Origin of the sequence: Ruegeria sp. HKCCD7303, from assembly GCF_013111185.1 — a bacterium.
In the GTDB taxonomy this organism is placed as follows: Bacteria; Pseudomonadota; Alphaproteobacteria; order Rhodobacterales; family Rhodobacteraceae; genus Ruegeria.
Window position 1 is genome coordinate 559408 of sequence record NZ_WVRE01000001.1, and the last position, 19513, is coordinate 578920.

The window sequence follows — 19513 nt, forward strand, 5'->3', positions numbered from 1 at the left end:
TTTCGTGAGAATTTGACCTTTGTTAAGTTTTAAGAAGAGATGTTAAATTATGTTACAAACTCAGGTCATCTGAGACCGGATAATTCGGGCAAGTAACTGAATTTCCAGCGGCTTTTGAACCATGATTGGGGAAGCCCCGGCAACGGACACCTCGGCATCATCGAAATAGCTGCTGATCAGAATAGCAGGCAAGTCTGACCGGATTGCGCGCACGGATTCGATCAGGTCCGTCCCCCGCAGGCCGGGCATCATCAGGTCGCTGATCAGGATGTCATAGCTTTCCGGAGCTTCACGAAACGCCTCGCGCGCTTTCAACGGATCGGAATAAGCTTCGACACGATATCCGTATCGCGTCAGCAGCCGCCGCGTCACGTAAAGGATGTTCTCGTCATCGTCGACCAACAGGACATGTTCGTCCCCTGCCACTGCTTCGACCTCAGCCTGATCTTCGGGGCTGAGCGCGGGCATCAACGGATAGAACAAGCTGAAACATGTGCCCTTGCCCGGTTCTGAATGCAGTTCGACACGACCATGACATTCCTCGACGCTGTTGTGCACGATGGTCAGACCCAGACCTGTGCCTTTGCCGACGGGTTTTGTGGAAAAGAAAGGTTGGAACACTTGTTGCTGCAAATCCTCAGCAATGCCAGGGCCGGTATCGCTGACGTCTAAACGGATCACCCCAATAGCGCCGTCCGGCAAATCGTCCAACGCACCCTTGTCGACCAGGCCGATACGCAACGCAACCTCACCTGGCTGATCGCCCATAGCCTCAAACGCATTGTGACACAGGTTCAGAAGGGTCTGAAAGAACAGTGTGCCATCAAAATCGGAAAAGGCGGTTTCGACCTCGATATCAAAGCGCGTCTGAACGCTAGGCGGGGCAGATACCCGGATCAGATCCAGCGCTTCTTGCGTGGCTTTGACCATATCGCCGCGACGGGGGTTGCGCGGTCTTTGTCGGGCGAAGGTCAGCATCTTGCGAACCAATGCCTGAGCCCGGCGCGCAGCGATGCGAATATGGTTGACCGAGGTCTGGATGTCGTCAATCCCTTCCGCATCCAGTTCGATCAAATCGGCGTTTCCAGTGATACTCATCAACACGTTGTTGAAATCATGCGCGACCGAGCCTGCCAGAATACCCACAGCTTCCATCTTCTGCACTTGGGCAAATTGCTCATGCGTGCGCCGGGTTTCGGTAATGTCTTCGCCAATCCCGATATAGTGCGTGACTTTGCCGTTCTGATCGACCAGCGGGAAAATCGCAGTTGAAACCCAATAATGGCTGCCATCCTTGCTGAGATTCCGAAACACGCCATACCAGCTTTTACCACGTTGCAATTTCTGCCTTAGATCGGCGTAAACCCCCTGTCCCGAATGTCCCGATTGCAGCATTCTGGGCGTGTGCCCATAGACCTCATCCGCCTCATATCCGCTGAGGTCAAAGAACTTGCGATTGGCATATTCTATCTTCAGCTCGGTGTCTGTGATGATGATCGAAGCCGGACTTTGTTCGACAGCCCGCGCAAGCTTGCGCTCGGCCAGTTCCACTTGCTCGCGCAGTTCCAACTCAGCCTTCAAACGACGATTGGTCCGCAGGATGTTTGAGATCAGCAACGTGGTCAGGATGGCAATAACCCCAACCACCGCTATTAAACCGACCAGCAGAACCGAGAAGCGGCGCACCAGCTGTTCCCCTTCAGAGAACGCCTGAACCATGTCCGACAAGCTTTGATCGCGCTCGGTGATCCACAGTGCCTCCAGCGTAGAAAGCGCCGCAAGCGCGTCACTGTCGTCGACCCGCACCAAAGCATCTATTTCTTCGGCACGCAGGCCGGCTGCTATGCCCGCCTCAATCTTGGGAATATTCCCGATATATTCCAGCGCCACCCGTTCGATGCGTTGCAATGCATCCAATTCAGTCTGCGACGGCGCGGCGTTGCGGTAGGTTTCGATGGTTGTCAGAAGGTTCTGCGACTGGGATTTTAAGGTCGGCGAGTATTCTGCGTCGTGCCGCAGGACGTAGTTTTTGAAGTTGTGAATCAACCCGCCATAGCCGAAATATCCCCGGATTTCCGATATCCAATAGCCGCGAGGGGTGGTCTCGACTGAATAGCCCTGCCAGACCTTTCGCATTTCACCGATCCGGTCTGTCGTTTCGCGCGACATGTACAGGAACACCGACAGGATGAAGACCAACGCGACCCCCATGGCGATGGCCACTCCAAGCGGTGCGGCCATAGATCTTTCGGATGTTTCACCTGTGGCCGTCGCGGGAAGGCTGTGCCTGAAGACCATGATACCTCCGACCTGATCCTTGCAGTGTGCGTTTACCCTTGGTACCCGCTTCAAGCGAGTATTGCGAAGAGCCTATAGCGCGGCAAATCGCGCAGAAGTCGGGTTGCGGATTCTCTCAGACGATGCCAGCCGAATGCCAGACGTGTTTGACCGTCATGTAATTCTCAAGCCCCTCTGTTCCGCCTTCACGGCCAGAACCACTGGATTTCACACCGCCGAAAGGCGTTTCCGGCATCGACGCTTCAAGCGTGTTGATCGACAGATTTCCTACTTCAACCTCATCGATCAATCGGTCGATGTAATCCGCCCTGTTGGTAAAGGCATATCCGGCCAGACCGTAAGGGACAGAATTTGCCTGATCGATTGCCTCATCCAATGAGGCCACGGGGTTTATGACCGCCACGGGACCAAAAGGCTCTTCCTGCATGATCCGCGCGGTATCGGGAACGTTCAACAAGACTGTAGGTTGAAAGAAATAGCCCTGATTGCCTATCGGCGCGCCTCCCGTGGCGACAGTTGCCCCTTTGGCCCGTGCATCCTCGACCAATTCGGTCAGGGCAGGCACGCGGCGTTCATTGGCCAGCGGGCCCATCTCGACCCCTGACTCCAAGCCGTTGCCGACAACTGTGGCCGCTGCCCGTTTCACAAAGTCATTGGCGTAGAGATCAAAGATGCTTTGGTGTACGAAAAAGCGGGTCGGCGACGTGCATACTTGCCCGGCGTTGCGCATTTTTCGCACCGCACCAGATGTCGCCGCCGCCTGAACATCCGTGTCTTCACAGACAATGACCGGCGCGTGGCCGCCCAACTCCATCAGCACACGCGTATCATGCTGGGCCGCAAGGGTGGTCAAATGCCGCCCAACACCTGTTGAACCGGTAAAAGCCACCAGACGCACGGGGTCTTGTGGTATCAGATATCCGGAAACTTCTGCTGGCTCCCCAAATACCAGGTTCAGAACGCCCGGAGGCAATCCCGCATCTTCAAACGCTTTGGCAATATGCAACGCCCCAGCAGGGGTTTCTTCCGCAGCCTTAAGGATCACCGAACAGCCCGAAGCCAACGCACCAGCGATTTTCCTTGCCGGTTGGCTCATGGGGAAGTTCCACGGGGAAAATGCTGCGACAACTCCGATTGGCAGGTGATGCACCGCGAATTTGTAGCCCGGAGCCGCCGGAATGATCCGCCCATAGGTTCGCATGGCCTCACCCGCGTCCCATTCAAAAAACTCAGCGCCGCGGATCACTTCCAGCCGGGCTTGCTTCAGGGGTTTACCGTGCTCCAACGTCATTGAGTGCGCAATCGTGTCGATACGGTCCCGCATCAGGGCTGCGGCGCGCAGGATTGTATCCGCGCGTTCACGCGGAGACGTGCGGCTCCAAACGCGGAAACCTTTGACAGCCGCCTCCAACGTATCATCCAGGTCCTTTACCGATGCGCAGGGCAACCGCCCAAGCTCTTCTTCGGTTGCCGGGTTGATCACCGGGATATCGCGGTCGGTTTTTCGCCACGTGCCATCAATGAACAGTTTAAGCTCTGGATACATGAAGCTAACACCTCTTTTAGCCTTGTTTTCAGATCGCTCGATGCTTCGCATTACTTCAAGTGAATTGAACAAATACGGGTATCACTTTGGCGAATAGCTGGCTTGTTTACCCTGCGCTGCCTTGTGCAGTGCCGTTTTAAACGCCCGCCCGGCAGGTGACAGATCATCGTCAGCACGAAAAGAAACACCGATCGGCCCCTGACCGAAGGGCACGTTCCAATCAACTTTGGCAAGGTGACCATGTTCGATATCCTGCGCAACAACCTCGGCTGGCATAAGACCAATCAGGTCGCGCGACTGCAGCAAGGCGCGGTTCGTCAGATAAGACACCGACTCGATCATGACCGGTGGCACATATTGCTGCTGCCCAACAAAGAAATGATCGACCTGACGCCGCAACGTAGTCTCTTGCGGGGGCAGTATCCAGCCAAAGGGTTTGGTTTGAGCAAATGTTACGTCTTTGCGACGGACAAGCGGATGCTGAGGGCCAACAACCGCTAAGATTCGATCCTCGAACAGTTTTTCCTGCCGAATCTTGTCGCGATGCCGGTGTGACGGCAGACGGCCAACAACCATATCGATCTCACCCGACAGAAGTCGAGGCATCAGAACTTCGTTCGTGCCCTCGTTGATCTTGACCGCAACATTCGGACGGTCTTCCAGCAACAGTTCAATGGCTTCAGGCAACAGGCTGGTTGATGCAGCAAGCAATGTACCCACAACGACACGACCCGAGTTACCCTCGTTCAGATCATCCAATTCCTGCGCGGCATTCGAAACCTGCGCAAAGATCAGTTTGCCGTGACGGATCAGGGTCTCTCCGAAAACGGTTGGCACCACCCCACGATTGGTGCGAGTGAACAGTTTGACCTCAAAATCCAGTTCAAGATCTTGGATCATTTTGGTGGCCGCAGGTTGAGAAATGCCCAACTCTCGGGCCGCGTTTTGAATGTTGCCATGCGCACCCACGGCAACCAGCAGACGCAGTTGACGCAGTTTCAGGCGTGTCAAAGCACGATCAACGATGCGAGAGTGACGCCCAACCATGGTCAGAGCACAATTGGATAATTAAGCTGGTTCAGTTTGGACAGCACACTCATCGCTGCAAGCGCCGAGCTTCTTGGATTGTCAGGCAGTGCTGTGCCACTGATCCGAAACTGAAAGGTGCCAAAATCGCCTTCAGCCTCGATCTCGTGAATGTTCTTTTGGATCGTTGGGTCTGCGATCAGACGAACTTGTGTGTCATCAAATCCCAATCCTGCCAATGCCACGGCTGCCGCGACATTTGTATTCTTTGGGTAAGACAGCGCCGCCTCGCGGGCAGAACCCTGGAAATGGGTTTTTGCGTCACTCAACTTGTCGAGATCCAGGCTGTGTTCGGCAAGCGATCCTTTCCACCCTGCTGGCGGCTTACGCCCAACATAGGTAACAGATGTGAGCGAACCGACAGCCGCTGCGCTCAGGCAATCCAAAGCTCCGATCGCACCACTGGCCAGATGCAAGCGCCCCCCACCCTGCCGTGCCGCGCTTTCCAACCGATCTGCGGTCTTCCGGTCCGCCAGTGCACCGACAGAAACACTGATGATGTCGATGCCTTTAGCCAGTATGAGCGGCCCCAAACCGGCCAAGGCCTCATGCCCGGCGCAATCCAAAACCATGTCGGTGCCGTCTGGCAAGTCATCAACCGAGCCAACAAATAAAGGCGTTTTTGACTCAACACGATGTGGTCTGACGAGAAACGCCACCACTTCGTGCTCATGCTTTGGTAAGGCGCGCTGAACATATTGCGCAATTGCGCCGGTTCCAATGATTGCTATTTTCATACCTGAATCCTAGACCAGCACAGAAGAAATCTGAATTGGTAAGTTTGCGGTATAATTTTTTCAGATAACCATTTCCCCGAAATCGGGCTGGATCGACTGTCGCAGTGTGCTTTTCATGGGGCCAAAGCCACTGGGACTGCATTCTATGAAATACACCAAACACGACGCAAAAGCTTATGCCCGCGAGAACATGACAGGGATCTGGGCTGCAGCATTGAACCCGTTCAATGAAGATCTGTCTCTGGATGAACCCGGGCTGCGCGCGAATATCCGGCATTGGATAGACGATCTGGACATTCAGGGCCTGTTCGTCGCCGGCAAACAGGGCGAGTTCTTTTCGATGAGCTTCGAAGAACGCAAGCGGAACTTCGAAATTGCCGTCGATGAATGCGCGGGCAAAGCCGGGGTGATTGTCTCGGTCTCGGATCAGAACATGAATACGGCGTTGGAATTGGCCCACCATGCCCAGAACTGCGGCGCGGATTACATCGTGCTGCACGCGCCGGTTCTGAGCTTTGTGCAGGATCGCGGTGAGGTTCTGTACCAATATTACAAGCGGTTCTGTGACGAACTGGACATCGGCATCGCCATGTGGAGCCATCCGGACAGCGGTTATCTGATGCAACCCGAAGAATGCGCACGCATAGCGGACTTGCCGAATATCGTGGCCATCAAATACTCAGTCCCTCGTGAGATGTATGTGAAGCTGACACATATGGTCGGAGACAAGATCCATGTCTCAACCTCAGCCGAACATGAATGGCTGGACAATATCCTGGAACTCGACTGGAAGCTCTATCTCTGTTCCTCCCCGCCTTATCAGCTGCAAAGCAAGGTCGATCAGCGGATGAACGAATACACACATTTGGCTTTTGCCGGAAAGGCGGATGAAGCGCGACGTGTGTTTGACAGCCTCAACCCTGTCCGGGATGCCATGAAACGCACGCGCCCGGCGGGTAAACCCACGGCCTTTGGAAAATACTGGCAGGAATTATTGGGTCAGGTCGGTGGCCGCGTGCGTCCGCCGATGCTGGAACTGACCGAGGCCGAAAAAACGATCATTCACAAAGCATTCGACGAATGCGGTCTTCGCGTCTGAAACGGTTACGCGCCAAGCTGTATAAAGAAATCTGATAGCTAGATGCTGAAAATTTCTTTGCCGTTGTGGAAAAACACATCAAACTTTCGACGATAGGGAGTGGGACATGTCGAAACTGCAAGCATTTAACTTCAAGGCCTGGATCGACGAACACCGCCATCTGCTCAAGCCGCCTGTGGGCAATCGTCAGGTTTGGGAAGATGCCGATCTTATGGTCACGGTTGTTGGCGGCCCGAACAAGCGAACGGATTATCACGACGACCCGGTCGAAGAGTTCTTTTATCAGCTGGAAGGCGACATGGTGCTGAAAATCTTTGATGGAGAGGAGTTCTATGACGTTCCGATCCGCGAAGGTGAAGTGTTCCTGCTGCCACCGCATGTGCGCCATTCTCCGCAACGCCCACAAGAAGGCTCTATCGGGCTTGTTATCGAACCAAAACGCCAGACGGGTGAGCTGGACGCCATCGAATGGTACTGCTTCGAATGCGGATCACTGGTGCATCGCGCAGAAATGCAGCTAAAGTCCATCGTTGATGACCTGCCTCCGGTTTATCAGAAGTTCTATGCCTCGGAAAAAGATCGCACTTGCCCAAATTGTCAGGCGGTGCATCCGGGCAAGGAACCACCCGAGGGCTGGGTTACATTGTGAAATAAGATCAAAACAGGGGAAGTCATGAAACATATTGTAAAAATTGCCGCCTCTGCGGCTGTGCTGGCAATGTCATCCGTTGCCGCTCAGGCCGAAGAGTTCCGGTTGGGCCTGATCACGCCGCCACCGCATATCTGGACCAAAGCCGCAGAGGCCTTTGGGGCTGAGTTGAATGAGGCCAGTGGCGGCACGCATTCAGTGTCGGTTTTCCCGGCGCGCCAGCTGGGGAACGAAGCTGAAATGCTGCAGCAATTGCAAACCGGCGCGTTGGACATGGCCTTCATGACAGTCGCGGAAGTGTCGAACCGCGCGCCCGAGTTGGGGGCTTTCTACGCTCCTTATTTGGCAGATGACATTGGGCACGCAGGGCGCATTCTTCGGTCTGACACAGCCAAATCCATGCTTGAGCCGCTACCGGGTCAAGTTGGCGTCGTGGGCTTGGGATATGGTATGGCCGGGCTGCGTCAGATCGTCAGCCGAGGCGAAGTTTCATCCGCCGACGATCTGTCTGGCCTGAAGCTGCGGATCACGCCGTTTACACCTATCCTCGACTTCTACAACGCGGTAGGGGCAGCGCCTACGCCGATGCCATTGCCTGCGGTCTATGATGCTTTGGCCAACGGCCAGGTCGATGCCATCGATATGGATGCCGAGTTGATTTGGGTTCTGAAGTATTATGAGCACGCTGACACCATCGTGCAGTCGGATCATATGATGTTCCCGATGGTTGGTCTGGTATCGGCCAAGGTCTGGGCGGGTTTGTCGGAAGAAGACCGGGCGATGATTTCTGAGCTGATGGCCAAACACGTCGACAGCACCATCGACGCCTATGTCGAAAACGATTCTAAATGGCTGGAGCAGATCGAAGGCACGGGCAAAGCCTACAAAAAGGTCGATGCCTCGTTCTTTGGCGATGCGATTGAAGAGTGGAACGGGATCTGGTCCGAGAAGACCTCTTCCCTTGACGCTTTGCGGCAGACTGCGGCAGAAACAAAATAACGAAAACGGCATGACGGAAAGGGCGCAGGTCGATCCTGCGCCCTTTTTCTCGGGAGAACAGCGATGTTGTATCGGCTGTCGGCTGGCTTGGCGCGGGTCGAATTGTGGTGCGCTGCCTTTCTGGCGGTCTGCATAACCGTTTTGATTTTGCTGAATGTCGTCACCCGCACGGCGGGTAACGCCCTGTTCTGGGTCGATGAACTGGCGATTTACGCGATGGTCTGGATGACCTTTCTGGGCGCGTCCGCCGCGTTGCATCATCGCAGTTCGGTGTCGATTTCCATTCTCTCCGACAATGTGCCGGATCACGCAAAACGGGTAATCCGCAAGACGGTCGATGTCGTTGTGTTCGCCTTCTCCGTCACGATGCTGTGGTTCTGTTGGCTCTGGTTTCTGCCGCTGGACATCGCGCTCAGCGGCTTTGACACCTTGGCTTTTCAAGGACAGACGTTCAATTTCATCTATGCCGAGCCGACACTGACCCTGGGCCTGCCAAAATACCTGTTCTGGCTTGTCATGTGGCTGTTTGCGCTTGGTGCAACTTTGCATTCCACCATGCACTTGCTGAGCGCCCCTACGAAGGGAACGCTAACATGAGTCCCATCGTCTTTCTGGCGACCCTGCTTCTGTCTGTCCCAGTGGCAATCGTGCTGGCCATCACCGCCATCTGGTACATCTGGGAAAGCGGCAACACTGTTCTTTATGACAGCTTCGCGCAGAAAATGTTCGGGGGTCTTGAGAACTATGGCCTTTTAGCCATTCCGCTGTTCATGCTGACCGGCGAGCTTATGAATGAGGGCGGAATGACCCGACGCCTTGTCGCGCTAGCGCGGGTGTTTGTCGGCGGGTTTCGTGGCGGGTTGGCTTATATCAACCTGCTGGCCAATATGTTCATGGCGGCGATCATCGGCTCTGCCACAGCACAGATCGCGGTGATGTCGCGCGCTATGGTCCCAGCGATGGATGAAGAAGGCTATGACAAAGGCTTTGCCGCCGCGACCACAGCCGCTGGTGGCTTATTGGCCCCGGTCATTCCGCCATCGATGATGTTCGTGATCTTTGGTGTGCTGGCCCAGATCCCCATAGGTGATATGTTCATTGCGGGTATTTTGCCGGGCTTAATTCTGGCTGGTGCTTTCGCGCTGGTCATCACTTTGATTGGTTGGCAGCAACAGTTTCCCAAAGGCCGCTGGATGACGCGGGCCGAGGCTTTCCGGTCCCTTATCAGCGCCGCTCCGGCCTTGCTGATCCCGCTGTCGATCATCGGCGGCATCCTGTTCGGGATCGCCACCCCGACCGAGTCCGCCGCGATTGCGTCCCTGATCGCCTTTCTAGTGGGCTGGTTGGTGTATGGCGATCTGAAACCGAAAAACCTAGCCGAGACGTTCAAACGCACCGCTGCCAATGCCTCGATGATCCTGTTCATGATTGCGGCCGCCAGTGTGTTTGGTTGGGTCATTATCTACGAAGAGATACCGCAGCATCTGGCCGGTTTGATCACATCCGTCACCTCGAACCCCTTTGTATTTCTGCTGATTGTAAATCTGGCTCTGTTGCTGGTTGGAATGGTGATCGACGGCATAGCAGCGATTATCCTGATCACACCTATCCTTCTGCCCATTGCAACCGGGTCCTATGACATCAGCCCCTATCAATTCGGCATAGTTGCCTGTTTGAACCTTGTGCTTGGCCTGCTGACACCGCCTGTCGGGATCGGATTGTACATCGCCTCATCTATGAGCGGTACCACACCGGGCTCAATCCTCAAATCGCTCTGGCCCTTCCTGATCGCGGTGACATTGGTTCTGCTTTTGCTCAGCTATTTCCCCAGCCTGTCGACACTGCTGATCTGAGGGGGAACCAAACGCTCATCTTCGCGACAGGAAAAACTTGCGCTAAACTTTACAAAAGTTGTCCGCTAGATTGAACCTAACGCCGTTCTTAGCACTCGCAGGGAAGAACATGCTGCTAGACACCCCAATCTGCAATTTTGGCTGGAAGGCCCCGGACTTCACGCTGAAGGATCCCAACGGCCAACTTTTCACGATGTCCGATCATCTGCGAAACGGACTGTTGATCGCCTTTATTTGCAATCATTGCCCATATGTTAAAACGCTGGCAGATCGGCTGACGCAGGACATGGACCTGTTAATGTCAAAGGGGATTGGAGTCTTGGCGGTGATGTCGAACGACTATCGCGACTATCCTGAAGATGCACCGGATAGAATGTTGGAATTCGCGCGCGAAAACGGGTTTAACTTCCCGTATCTGGTCGACGAAGAACAAACCGTTGGCCGAGCATATGGCGCAGTCTGTACACCCGATTTCTTTGGACTGAACGCAAATGGCTTGCTGCAATACCGTGGACGTCTGGACAATCTGCGCCGCGGCGAAACCGGAGCGCGCGTGCCGGAACTTGTCGATGCGATGCTTCGAATCGCCGAAACCGGCCAAGGCCCTCAGGATCAGACACCATCGATGGGTTGTTCGATCAAATGGACCCACGGAAGCGTTTAGGAGCAACGCGATGAACGTGCAGTACCTTGTTGCCACAACACACTCTTGACCCGCGCGGCCCTGTCGTTCTTGATAAGATCAATCGTCCCGCGCGGCCCAGACGCCGATCTTAGGGATCATACGAAAACGCGAAGAGCTTGGCATCGTCGCGTCTGAGTCATTCGCGGGGTCACATGGCAGATATCTCAGACTGGCTGAGCAAGCACGGCTTATCCAAATATGCCGACGCCTTTTCCCGGCATGAGATCGAGTTGAGCGATCTCTCGGAACTCAACGATGACGACCTGATCACAATTGGATTGCCGTTGGGTCCAAGACGGCGCTTTTTGAAGGCCATCCGCGAAGGCACGCAGGGACGTTCAGTTCCCGAACGCAATATTGTCGCCGAACGCAGGCAGCTGACGGTGATGTTCATAGATCTTGTGGGCTCGACGCCGTTGTCGCAACAGCTCGACCCCGAAGATCTGGCCGAAGTTTTAAGGCTGTTCAAGGAAACCTGCGCCGCAGCCGTCGCCGCATATGACGGACATATCGCCAGCTATTATGGCGACGGCATCATGGTGTTCTTTGGGTTTCCTCACGCGCATGAGGATGATCCCGAACGCGCGATACACGCGGGCTTGCGGATCATTCGCGAAATCCCCAACTTGCAGACCCACGCACAGCTTCAGGTGCGTATCGGTATCGCCACCGGCCTGGTCGTCGTTGGCGATCTGCGTGGTGAAAAGATGTTCGAGGATGGCACAGCGATGGGCGAAACCCCAAACCTCGCCGCGCGATTGCAATCCATGGCCGACCCAGGCGCCCTAATCATTGCGCCAACGACACACGAGCTTGCGGGCGATACGTTTGAATACGAACGTCGCGGTACATTTCAGTTGAAAGGTTTCGCCAAAGAGGTTGAAGCCTGGCAGGTCACCGGTACGCGCCAAACTCTCAGCCGGTTCATGGCCTCGGATGACACAGCGATGAGCTCGCTTGTCGGTCGAACGCTTGAATACAAAACCCTGCACAGCAAATGGGATTTGGCCCGGCAAGGGCATGGTCAAGTGGCGCTAGTGTCAGGCGAAGCAGGGATCGGAAAATCCCGCCTGATCGAAGAGCTGAGCCGATCGATTCCCGAAACCAAGTTCCAGCACATCCGGTTTCAATGCTCACCTTATCACGATGCCAGCGCACTGTACCCCGTCATTCGCCAGCTTGAGGCCGCGGCAGAATTGCGAGTGGACGACAGCGCGACGGAGAAACTGGACAAGTTAAAGCGCTTGTTTGGCGCACCGTCTGACCTCACGCTGAAACTGGCTGCATTACTTCTGTCGGTTCCATTCGAGGATCAGTTGGGTCCGCTGGATCTGACGCCTGATCAGTTGATGAAACAGACGCTGGACATGCTGGTGGATCATCTGCTTGAAACAGCCGGGAAGACTCCGCTGCTTGTGCTGTTCGAAGATGCGCATTGGATCGACCCAACAACAAAATTGATGCTCGACCTTGTTGTTGAACGCCTCGCTGATGCACCTGTGCTGATGGTGATGAGTTATCGCACGGGCTTTGATCCGGGTTGGACCTTCACCTCAAATCTAACTCATGTCGACTTGAAGCAGTTGGGTTTTGAACAAATCAAAGAAATCGTGGACGGCGTCGCCAATGGCAGACCTGTTCCAAAAGCGGCTTATGATGTAATCGCGGCCCGTTCCAACGGCGTTCCACTTTATGTCGAAGAAGTCACCAAGGACCTTATTGAGACCAACTTTCTGATTGATGGCACCGACACCTTAGCGGCTGGCGGTGCGTCGGCCTCATCTTCCGTTCCCAAGACACTGCATGATGCCTTGATGGCCCGGCTAGATCGACTGAGTTCGGCCAAAGAAGTGGCCCAGATAGGGGCGGTGATCGGACCAAATTTCTCGTTTCCTCTGATCGCCCAGGTTGCGCGGTTGGACGAAAGGGCGTTGCGGGCAGGTCTGGATTTGCTGGTGGAGGCAGACATCGTGAACAGCTCGGGCACGGTTCCAGAGCAGACCTTTACCTACCGTCACGCCCTCATTCGCGACACGGCGTATAACAGCCTTCTGAAACGCGAACGGCGAGGGCTGCACGCCCGCGTGGTCGAAGCATTGAAACAGACCAAACATCAAGACGCAGCAGTCGGCCCCGAGATACTTGCCCATCACTACACGATGGCAGACATGCCGAAGGAGGCGATCGATCATTGGTATCTGGCTGGGCAACGCTCTGTCGAACGGTCGGCTGCGGTCGAAGCGGTGACACAATTGGGCCGGGCCGTCGCCTTGCTTGAAAAGATGGACGACTCTGTCGACCGGGATCGAAACGAGACCCGCATTCAGGTTCTGCGAGCAGGCGTTCTCCGTTCGACTGCAGGCATTGCGGCCGATAAAACGGGCGCCGCTTACGCGCGAATACGCGACCTGTGCAACCGGCTGGGCGAAACCGAACAGCTTTTCCCGGTTCTCAATGGCCTTTACGCTTATCATTTGGTGCGGGGTGAATACAATCTGGCCAAGGACACTGCAGCGCAATTGCTGGATCTGGCAAAACTTGACGAGGAATCGCATCACACCATGATCGCGCATCGGGCCATGGGCGCCGTGTTGCTGCATATCGGGCATCTGGAATCTGCTTGTGATCACCTAAAACAGGCGCTGAGTTTGTATGATCCGGAACAGCACAGCCGACTGGCCTATGTCTATGGCACTGATCATGCCGCCATTACGTCCTGTTTTCTGAGCATAGCGGTCTGGCTTCGCGGCGAGCCAGACCGTGCCCTTGACATTCAGCTTCAGGCTGTGTCGGCGGCACAGGATTTGAAACATGCACACAGCATGGCGCAGACATTGACCTATCTTTGCATGCTTCATTTGCTGAGGCGCGACCCCCAACAGGTCTATCCTGTTGTGGCACAGCTGGAAGCGTTGGCTGTCAAACATGCGTTCCCGTTTATGACTTTAACAGCCAATGTCTGGCGCAGTTGGGCAGACGCACAGACAAATCCCAACCCAGACACCCTCAGCGTGATGCGCGACGCAGCCGAGGCTTGGTGGGCCAGTGGGGCCGGAAACTACAAACCCTTGTTTCTGACCGCGATGGCCGAGGTTGCTTTGAACGCGCAAGATTCAAGGTCCGCGCTGGACCTGCTGAACGAAGCACGTGCGCAGCAAGATTTAACCAATGAAGGGTGGGCGCAGGCTGAAACAGATCGAATCGAAGCGCTGTTACAGTCCTCGGACAAGCCAGCCGACCACCTGTTTTCGCACGCCCTGCAATCTGCGCGCGATCAGCAAGCCAGAATGTTCGAGCTTCGCGTGGCCGTAGATTATCTGCGGACCTGTCAGCGCTGCGGGCGTGCGCCCAAGGTTCCCCCTGACATCGAAGGCATACTAGACGCGATTACCGGCAGCACGCAAAACAGAGATGTCGCAGACGCCTTGGTTCTGCTCGAAAATACGCGACCTTCATAAGATCTGGCACCTGCTTTTTGCGTGAAGATGCTTGCGAAGGAGTGGCCCCGACCGAGAATAATCAGTCACTACTGTCACCAAAAGACAGACCTGCCGCCACACGGTTGGATCACTGATCCATGCGTCCTGCATTGTTGTGAACAGAGCCGATCAATCAATCCTATCCGGGTTGGCGCTATCTTTCGCTCGGATCGTTTTCAGCATAATCACGCAGAACGTCGATGTCCGCGATATCGGCGTGGTTCCTGTTGATCTTTACGCCAACTGTTTTCAAACGCGAAAACGCGCGGCTCAGACTTTCGGGTTTCATACCCAGACGCCCGGCAATCAACATCTTGTCATAGGGCAATTCAACTTCGCAGGTGCCACTTTCGACTTCACACAAATTCAGCAGGAACTCAGCTACGCGCTGCGCGCCTGTCTGCGCCTTGAGTTGCTCAAGCTGAGCGACCAGTGAATGCAGATGCGTAAAGGTAGCCGCCAGAATTGAGACACCTATTTCCGCGTCCTCTCGCATCAACGACAGCAACACGGGGCTTGGGATGTGCATAACTTCACAGGGGGACACGGCCTCGGCGGATACAGGGTATGGCACATCACGCAGGGCCACGGCCTCACCAAAGCTGTCGCCTCTGGTGAACACGCTCACCACCGCTTCGGCACCTGTCGGAGTAACCCGGAACAGTTTGACCCAACCGGCCAGAACAACATGGACTGCCTTTGCTTCTTCTTCCTGAAGAAAAATTGTCTCACCCCGGTCGTATTGTCGCCAAACGGCCTGACGCAGCAAAGTGTCGACATGCTGCTCAGGCAGGCTGCGCAAAAGCAGTGACTGGCGCGCAATTGCCTTTTGAGCCTCATGTGGCATGCAGGCGTCCCCCTGTTTGTCCGTTCCGGGCAGCGCCCGAATGATCAACCTTGACCAATGCTATGCCAAAGCCCGTTGCGGCGTACCACCCCTATTCTTGTCTCCAAACTTGACAATTGTCATGTCACGACCAGATCAGCTGACTTAAGCTCTGCTCAAAGCCAGTTATCCCGGGAGATGTCAGATGGACTTCGAGCGATTTTTCAGCCAGAGCCTCGATACTTTGAAGAACGAAGGCAATTACCGGGTTTTTATCAACTTGCAACGGCGTTGCGGGGCTTTTCCGAACGCCCGGCAGACCGACGGGCCAGTCCAGCGGGATGTGCGGATCTGGTGTTCAAACGACTATCTGGGCATGGGCCAGCATCCGTCGGTAATCACGGCTATGCACGATGCGCTGGACCGCTGCGGTGCTGGCGCGGGCGGAACGCGCAATATCTCGGGGACCACGCATGACCACGTGCTTCTGGAAGCTGAATTGGCTGAACTGCATGGCAAAGAAGCTGCGCTGCTGTTTACCTCGGGCTATGTTTCCAATTGGGCTGCGTTGGGAACGCTGGCTGCGAAAATTCCGGATCTGATTGTTTTCTCCGACGCGTTGAACCATGCCTCGATGATCGAAGGCATTCGCCACTCACGGGCGCAGAAGGTGATCTGGAACCACAATGACCTTGAGGATCTGGAGGCTAAATTGGCCGCCGCCGACCCCAACGCGCCCAAGATGATCGCATTCGAGTCTGTCTATTCTATGGATGGCGACATTGCCCCGATCAAAGAGATTTGCGATCTGGCCGACAAATACGGCGCAATGACCTATCTCGACGAAGTCCACGCCGTCGGTCTTTATGGCCCTCGCGGAGGCGGCATTGCCGAGCGCGAAGGGCTGATGGATCGGCTGACCGTAATTGAAGGCACATTGGGCAAGGCCTTTGGTGTGGTGGGCGGCTATATCGCGGCCTCTGCCGCGCTGTGCGATTTCGTCCGCAGCTTTGCCAGCGGGTTCATCTTCACCACCGCATTGCCGCCGTCGATCGCGGCTGGGGCTGCGGCCTCGATCCAGCATCTGAAACAATCGAGCGCGGAACGAGACTTGCAAAAACAGCGGGTGGCGCAGGTTCGGGCCCGTCTGGATGCCGAAGGCATTCCTCATTTGCCCAACCCCAGCCACATCATCCCGGTGATGGTGGGCGATCCGGTGAAATGCAAGTTCATCTCGGACACGCTGCTGGAAGAATTCGGCATCTACATTCAGCCCATCAACTATCCCACGGTTCCCAAAGGCACCGAACGCCTTCGGATTACGCCGTCTCCGGTTCATACGGACGAGGATATCGACCATCTGGTCGGTGCGCTTTCAGCCCTGTGGCAGCGCTGTCAGATCGCGCGCATGCCAATGGCCGCACAATAGTTCAAAGCACCCCTTTGCTTGAAAAACTGCCGCCCTTCGGGGCGGCACATTTTTGTTCAGAGCAGATAGAGGACGAAGACGATCAACGCAAAGCCCGTCAGAACCCCGGAAAACCCACGCAGCAAGGCCGGGCTGGTCGCGAGATCCAGATACTGCGCCAGAATGATGCGGCACTTGAGCAGCGCAAGACCCAGAATACCAGCGCCGACGATTTTAGGTCCAAGCGGAAACAGCGTCAGCAGCGCCGATGTTAGGCTGAGCGCCAACAGGGTGAACCACGCGCGTGTGAGCGCGTTTGGGAGCCTCCGGCGGGAGTATTTGTGAAAAGATGAACACGCAGGCATTTTAATTACCCAAGCAGGTAGATCACGGGGAACAGCATGATCCAGACCAGATCGACCATGTGCCAGAACTGCGCGCCTGCTTCGATATTGCGTGGATCGTCGCGCCAGGCCACCACGAGAAGGATTCCGACCCCGGCCAGAACATGGGCGGCGTGGAAGCCCGTCAAAAGGTAATAGAACAGAAAGAAGGGGTGGGTTTCATAGGTGATGCCCTGTGCGGCCTTTCCTGCGTATTCCACACCTTTGATACCCAGGAATACGATCCCCAACGCAACTGCAGCCACTAGAGCAAACCGTGCCTTGAACCGTTCCGCGGCGCGACGCCAGTGCAGAGCTTGCGCGGCCAGGTAACCCGACGTGACCAGCACCGCAGTGTTGAAGGCAGCTCCGGTGCGATAGAGATGCGATTGCGCCTCGGCAAAGCCCACAGGATCGGTCAGTCGCACGCCCATAAAGGCAATGAGGCCAGCACCGAAGACCAGCAGTTCCGATATGATCAGAACCCACATCAGCAACTCGCCAGGTAATTCGTCGATCAAGGAAGCGTTGCTCATGCCCCGACCAGCTGGCGGTAGATTTGAGGCAGGGCCATGGTCAGGCGGTGCGGGTCGGGGATGACAGCGAAACCGCCCTGCCCGAACATGCGTGGGAACCAGCTTTTGCCAGTTTTGTCGATGGTGACGCCAAAAACCGATTGCCCGGCACGGCGCGCCTCACGTACCGCCATGCAGGTGTCTTCAATACCGTGGCGGCCTTCGTAATGGTCGAGGTCGTTGGGCTTGCCGTCTGTAATAACCAACAACAACCGACGCTTGCGGGATTGGCTGGCCAGATCGGCAGAGCAATGGCGGATCGCCGCGCCGAGCCGGGTGTAGTGACCCGGTCGCAGTGAGGCAATACGTTGCTCGACCTTAGCCCCCATTGGTTCATCGAACCGCTTGCAGCGCTGCACATAGACACGTTGACGTTTCAAAGAACTGAACGCGTGGATGGAAAAGTCGTCGCCACAGGCGTTTAGACCCCAGGCAAGCGCGGCCAAAGCCTCGCGTTCGATGTCGATCACGGCGCGACCTGTGACCGCGCTTTCGGTCGAGCGGCTGACATCCAACAGAATCGACACCGCCAGATCACGGGCTTCCGGGCGCGATTGCATCCAGATGCGCTCGTTTGCTTCGCCGCTCGCCATTCGCTCAGTTTCGGCCCGTACCGCAGCTTCGATGTCCAGCTGGTCTCCGTCCAGATGGCCTCGCGTCATCACCCTACCAGGGCGCAGAGCCTCGAACTGGCGTTTCACAGCACGGATACGGCGGGCAGTTGCGGGATCCTTGCCAAACTCGGCCGCGTCTTCGCGGATATCGGCATCTGAAAGCAGAACATTGACGTGATCCGGCAGATATTGCCCGGTCCGCACGTCCCATTCAGGATAGAGAATCCGACCAGATAAGCGTTCGCGATTCACATCCTCTGGCGCAAGGTCCAGATGCAGTTTCAATTTGGTTGGCGGCGCTTTTGAGATCTGACCCAAGCCGATCTCTTCCTGATCGTCAGCGGCTTTCTTGGCATTGTCAGGATCGTCGTCATCGATGCGGCGGTTGATATTCAGGAACTCGGCCCAGCTGAGGATCGCTTCGAATTTGTGCAGTATGAAACTGTCACTGCGCTCGGCCTGATCGGACTTTCGGCGGCGGGCCCGGTGAGTTTTCTCACCAGACTCTTCAGGTTCGCCCTCAGTCTCGGGGTTTTCCACCTCGTTATGTTCGGAAAACCCAACCGCCCGCAATTCGGGCCACAGGGGAACCGGGCGGAAATGTTGATAGCCCCGCGGCGCAGACAGGTCGTTATCTACTGCAGTCAAAAGCTGTTCGGCTCTTGAAGACAGAGGGGCAGGGTCGCCCAGCATATGACGGACAAGCTCTTCTACTGCTGCCTCATCGGGCGGCAGGTCGGGAACGTTACGGTGATGCAGAACGCCCTTGCACAGCTCGGTATAAAGCGGACGGAGCCCGGGGGCGTTATCTAATGTTGCATCGACCATGTGTTGAGCAGCGATCAGGGCGCGCAGGTCAGCGCGTAATGCGTCATCTTCGTCGATGCGGGTTCCGGCATGAGCCGCAGCGGCGGCCAGCCAGACATAAAGCGCGCCATTTGCTTCACGCGCAGGGAACACAGCCAGGCGATCCGGTAGCCGAAGCACTTCACCGTCAAACGATGCGCGGGGCATCAGTTCGACCTCAGTCGCCAATCGGCGCCGCCAGCTTAGGCGGTGGCGCGAAACCTCGGGTGAGACCGGGCGCAATTCAACGCCCGGACTACCCCCAAGTCCTCGAAAAAGGACAGCCAGCCGCCCCGCGACCTGAGACAGGTCAACCGCGGCTCCTTCATGCACCTGGGGTGCATCGAGGCGACTGGCTAGGGTGTGCCACAGTTTCCCGATCGTTTCTTCGGGTTCCCATGGCTCAAAGTCGATCTTGACCATCGGCCGG

General features: G+C 55.9%; 16 protein-coding genes. 8 read left to right on the top strand and 8 right to left on the bottom strand.

Translation table 11 applies throughout. From position 1 onward, the window contains the following. Positions 1-60: 60 nt before the first annotated feature. The 4 genes from GS630_RS02325 to GS630_RS02340 all read right to left on the bottom strand — a co-directional run bounded on the left by GS630_RS02325 (position 61) and on the right by GS630_RS02340 (position 5667). Positions 61-2298 (bottom strand): PAS domain S-box protein, encoded by a 2238-nt coding sequence (locus GS630_RS02325; RefSeq protein WP_171621075.1) that lies wholly within the window; start codon positions 2296-2298, stop codon positions 61-63. Between the two features lie 115 nt (positions 2299-2413). Then, positions 2414-3844 (bottom strand): NAD-dependent succinate-semialdehyde dehydrogenase, encoded by a 1431-nt coding sequence (locus tag GS630_RS02330; RefSeq protein ID WP_171621076.1) that lies wholly within the window; start codon positions 3842-3844, stop codon positions 2414-2416. An 81-nt stretch (positions 3845-3925) separates the two neighbouring features. Further along, positions 3926-4891, bottom strand: a complete 966-nt coding sequence (locus GS630_RS02335) for a LysR substrate-binding domain-containing protein (protein ID WP_171621077.1) — start codon at positions 4889-4891, stop codon at positions 3926-3928. 2 nt (positions 4892-4893) lie between these two features. Further along, complete coding sequence (locus GS630_RS02340) at positions 4894-5667, bottom strand: aspartate dehydrogenase (protein ID WP_171621078.1); 774 nt, start codon at positions 5665-5667, stop codon at positions 4894-4896. A gap of 145 nt (positions 5668-5812) precedes the next feature. On the opposite strand from GS630_RS02340, the gene GS630_RS02345 reads away from it, so the two are divergent. From GS630_RS02345 to GS630_RS02375, 7 genes are all read left to right on the top strand, one after another. Next, complete coding sequence (locus GS630_RS02345) at positions 5813-6766, top strand: dihydrodipicolinate synthase family protein (protein WP_171621079.1); 954 nt, start codon at positions 5813-5815, stop codon at positions 6764-6766. A 106-nt stretch (positions 6767-6872) separates the two neighbouring features. Then, positions 6873-7415: a 3-hydroxyanthranilate 3,4-dioxygenase gene (locus GS630_RS02350; RefSeq protein ID WP_171177126.1), complete on the top strand. Its 543-nt coding sequence runs from the start codon at positions 6873-6875 to the stop codon at positions 7413-7415. A gap of 24 nt (positions 7416-7439) precedes the next feature. After that, on the top strand, positions 7440-8414 hold the full coding sequence (locus GS630_RS02355) for a TRAP transporter substrate-binding protein (protein WP_171177128.1): 975 nt from the start codon (positions 7440-7442) through the stop codon (positions 8412-8414). A gap of 63 nt (positions 8415-8477) precedes the next feature. Next, entirely contained in the window at positions 8478-9011 is a 534-nt protein-coding gene (locus tag GS630_RS02360) for a TRAP transporter small permease (protein WP_171177131.1), read from the top strand. After that, complete coding sequence (locus tag GS630_RS02365) at positions 9008-10267, top strand: TRAP transporter large permease (protein ID WP_171621080.1); 1260 nt, start codon at positions 9008-9010, stop codon at positions 10265-10267. Before GS630_RS02360 ends, GS630_RS02365 begins: the two co-directional genes overlap by 4 nt. A 109-nt stretch (positions 10268-10376) precedes the next feature. After that, a complete protein-coding gene (locus GS630_RS02370; protein WP_171238289.1) occupies positions 10377-10931 on the top strand; it encodes a thioredoxin family protein in 555 nt (184 codons plus the stop codon). A 173-nt stretch (positions 10932-11104) separates the two neighbouring features. After that, the gene (locus GS630_RS02375) at positions 11105-14410 is read left to right on the top strand and encodes an adenylate/guanylate cyclase domain-containing protein (protein WP_171238288.1); all 3306 of its coding nucleotides are present in this window, start codon (positions 11105-11107) and stop codon (positions 14408-14410) included. A gap of 175 nt (positions 14411-14585) precedes the next feature. Here the strand turns inward: GS630_RS02375 and GS630_RS02380 are convergent, their stop codons facing one another. Next, positions 14586-15278 (bottom strand): Crp/Fnr family transcriptional regulator, encoded by a 693-nt coding sequence (locus GS630_RS02380; protein WP_171177140.1) that lies wholly within the window; start codon positions 15276-15278, stop codon positions 14586-14588. Between the two features lie 184 nt (positions 15279-15462). Between GS630_RS02380 and hemA the strand changes: the two genes are divergently transcribed. Beyond that, positions 15463-16686 carry a 5-aminolevulinate synthase gene (hemA, locus tag GS630_RS02385; protein WP_171621081.1) on the top strand — a complete coding sequence of 408 codons (1224 nt, stop codon included), beginning with the start codon at positions 15463-15465 and terminating at the stop codon, positions 16684-16686. Positions 16687-16742: 56 nt separating this feature from the next. Here hemA and GS630_RS02390 read toward each other — a convergent pair whose 3' ends face one another. The 3 genes from GS630_RS02390 to GS630_RS02400 all read right to left on the bottom strand — a co-directional run bounded on the left by GS630_RS02390 (position 16743) and on the right by GS630_RS02400 (position 19506). After that, positions 16743-16952 carry a nitric oxide reductase F protein gene (locus GS630_RS02390; protein ID WP_245223281.1) on the bottom strand — a complete coding sequence of 70 codons (210 nt, stop codon included), beginning with the start codon at positions 16950-16952 and terminating at the stop codon, positions 16743-16745. A gap of 83 nt (positions 16953-17035) precedes the next feature. Then, on the bottom strand, positions 17036-17584 hold the full coding sequence (locus GS630_RS02395) for a cytochrome c oxidase subunit 3 (protein ID WP_171177146.1): 549 nt from the start codon (positions 17582-17584) through the stop codon (positions 17036-17038). Next, positions 17581-19506, bottom strand: coding sequence for a nitric oxide reductase activation protein NorD (locus tag GS630_RS02400; protein WP_171177148.1), 1926 nt, complete (start codon positions 19504-19506; stop codon positions 17581-17583). Before GS630_RS02400 ends, GS630_RS02395 begins: the two co-directional genes overlap by 4 nt. Positions 19507-19513 lie beyond the last annotated feature (7 nt).

What these genes read in the sequence shown, in the direction of transcription:
- GS630_RS02360 (WP_171177131.1), top strand. Translation starts at nt 8,478, where the DNA reads ATGTTGTATCGGCTGTCGGCTGGCTTGGCGCGGGTCGAATTGTGGTGC.
- GS630_RS02370 (WP_171238289.1), top strand. Translation starts at nt 10,377, where the DNA reads ATGCTGCTAGACACCCCAATCTGCAATTTTGGCTGGAAGGCCCCGGAC.
- GS630_RS02395 (WP_171177146.1), bottom strand. Translation starts at nt 17,584, where the DNA reads ATGAGCAACGCTTCCTTGATCGACGAATTACCTGGCGAGTTGCTGATG.
- GS630_RS02380 (WP_171177140.1), bottom strand. Translation starts at nt 15,278, where the DNA reads ATGCCACATGAGGCTCAAAAGGCAATTGCGCGCCAGTCACTGCTTTTG.
- GS630_RS02345 (WP_171621079.1), top strand. Translation starts at nt 5,813, where the DNA reads ATGAAATACACCAAACACGACGCAAAAGCTTATGCCCGCGAGAACATG.
- GS630_RS02340 (WP_171621078.1), bottom strand. Translation starts at nt 5,667, where the DNA reads ATGAAAATAGCAATCATTGGAACCGGCGCAATTGCGCAATATGTTCAG.
- GS630_RS02375 (WP_171238288.1), top strand. Translation starts at nt 11,105, where the DNA reads ATGGCAGATATCTCAGACTGGCTGAGCAAGCACGGCTTATCCAAATAT.
- GS630_RS02400 (WP_171177148.1), bottom strand. Translation starts at nt 19,506, where the DNA reads ATGGTCAAGATCGACTTTGAGCCATGGGAACCCGAAGAAACGATCGGG.
- GS630_RS02355 (WP_171177128.1), top strand. Translation starts at nt 7,440, where the DNA reads ATGAAACATATTGTAAAAATTGCCGCCTCTGCGGCTGTGCTGGCAATG.
- GS630_RS02330 (WP_171621076.1), bottom strand. Translation starts at nt 3,844, where the DNA reads ATGTATCCAGAGCTTAAACTGTTCATTGATGGCACGTGGCGAAAAACC.
- GS630_RS02325 (WP_171621075.1), bottom strand. Translation starts at nt 2,298, where the DNA reads ATGGTCTTCAGGCACAGCCTTCCCGCGACGGCCACAGGTGAAACATCC.
- hemA (WP_171621081.1), top strand. Translation starts at nt 15,463, where the DNA reads ATGGACTTCGAGCGATTTTTCAGCCAGAGCCTCGATACTTTGAAGAAC.
- GS630_RS02350 (WP_171177126.1), top strand. Translation starts at nt 6,873, where the DNA reads ATGTCGAAACTGCAAGCATTTAACTTCAAGGCCTGGATCGACGAACAC.
- GS630_RS02365 (WP_171621080.1), top strand. Translation starts at nt 9,008, where the DNA reads ATGAGTCCCATCGTCTTTCTGGCGACCCTGCTTCTGTCTGTCCCAGTG.
- GS630_RS02335 (WP_171621077.1), bottom strand. Translation starts at nt 4,891, where the DNA reads ATGGTTGGGCGTCACTCTCGCATCGTTGATCGTGCTTTGACACGCCTG.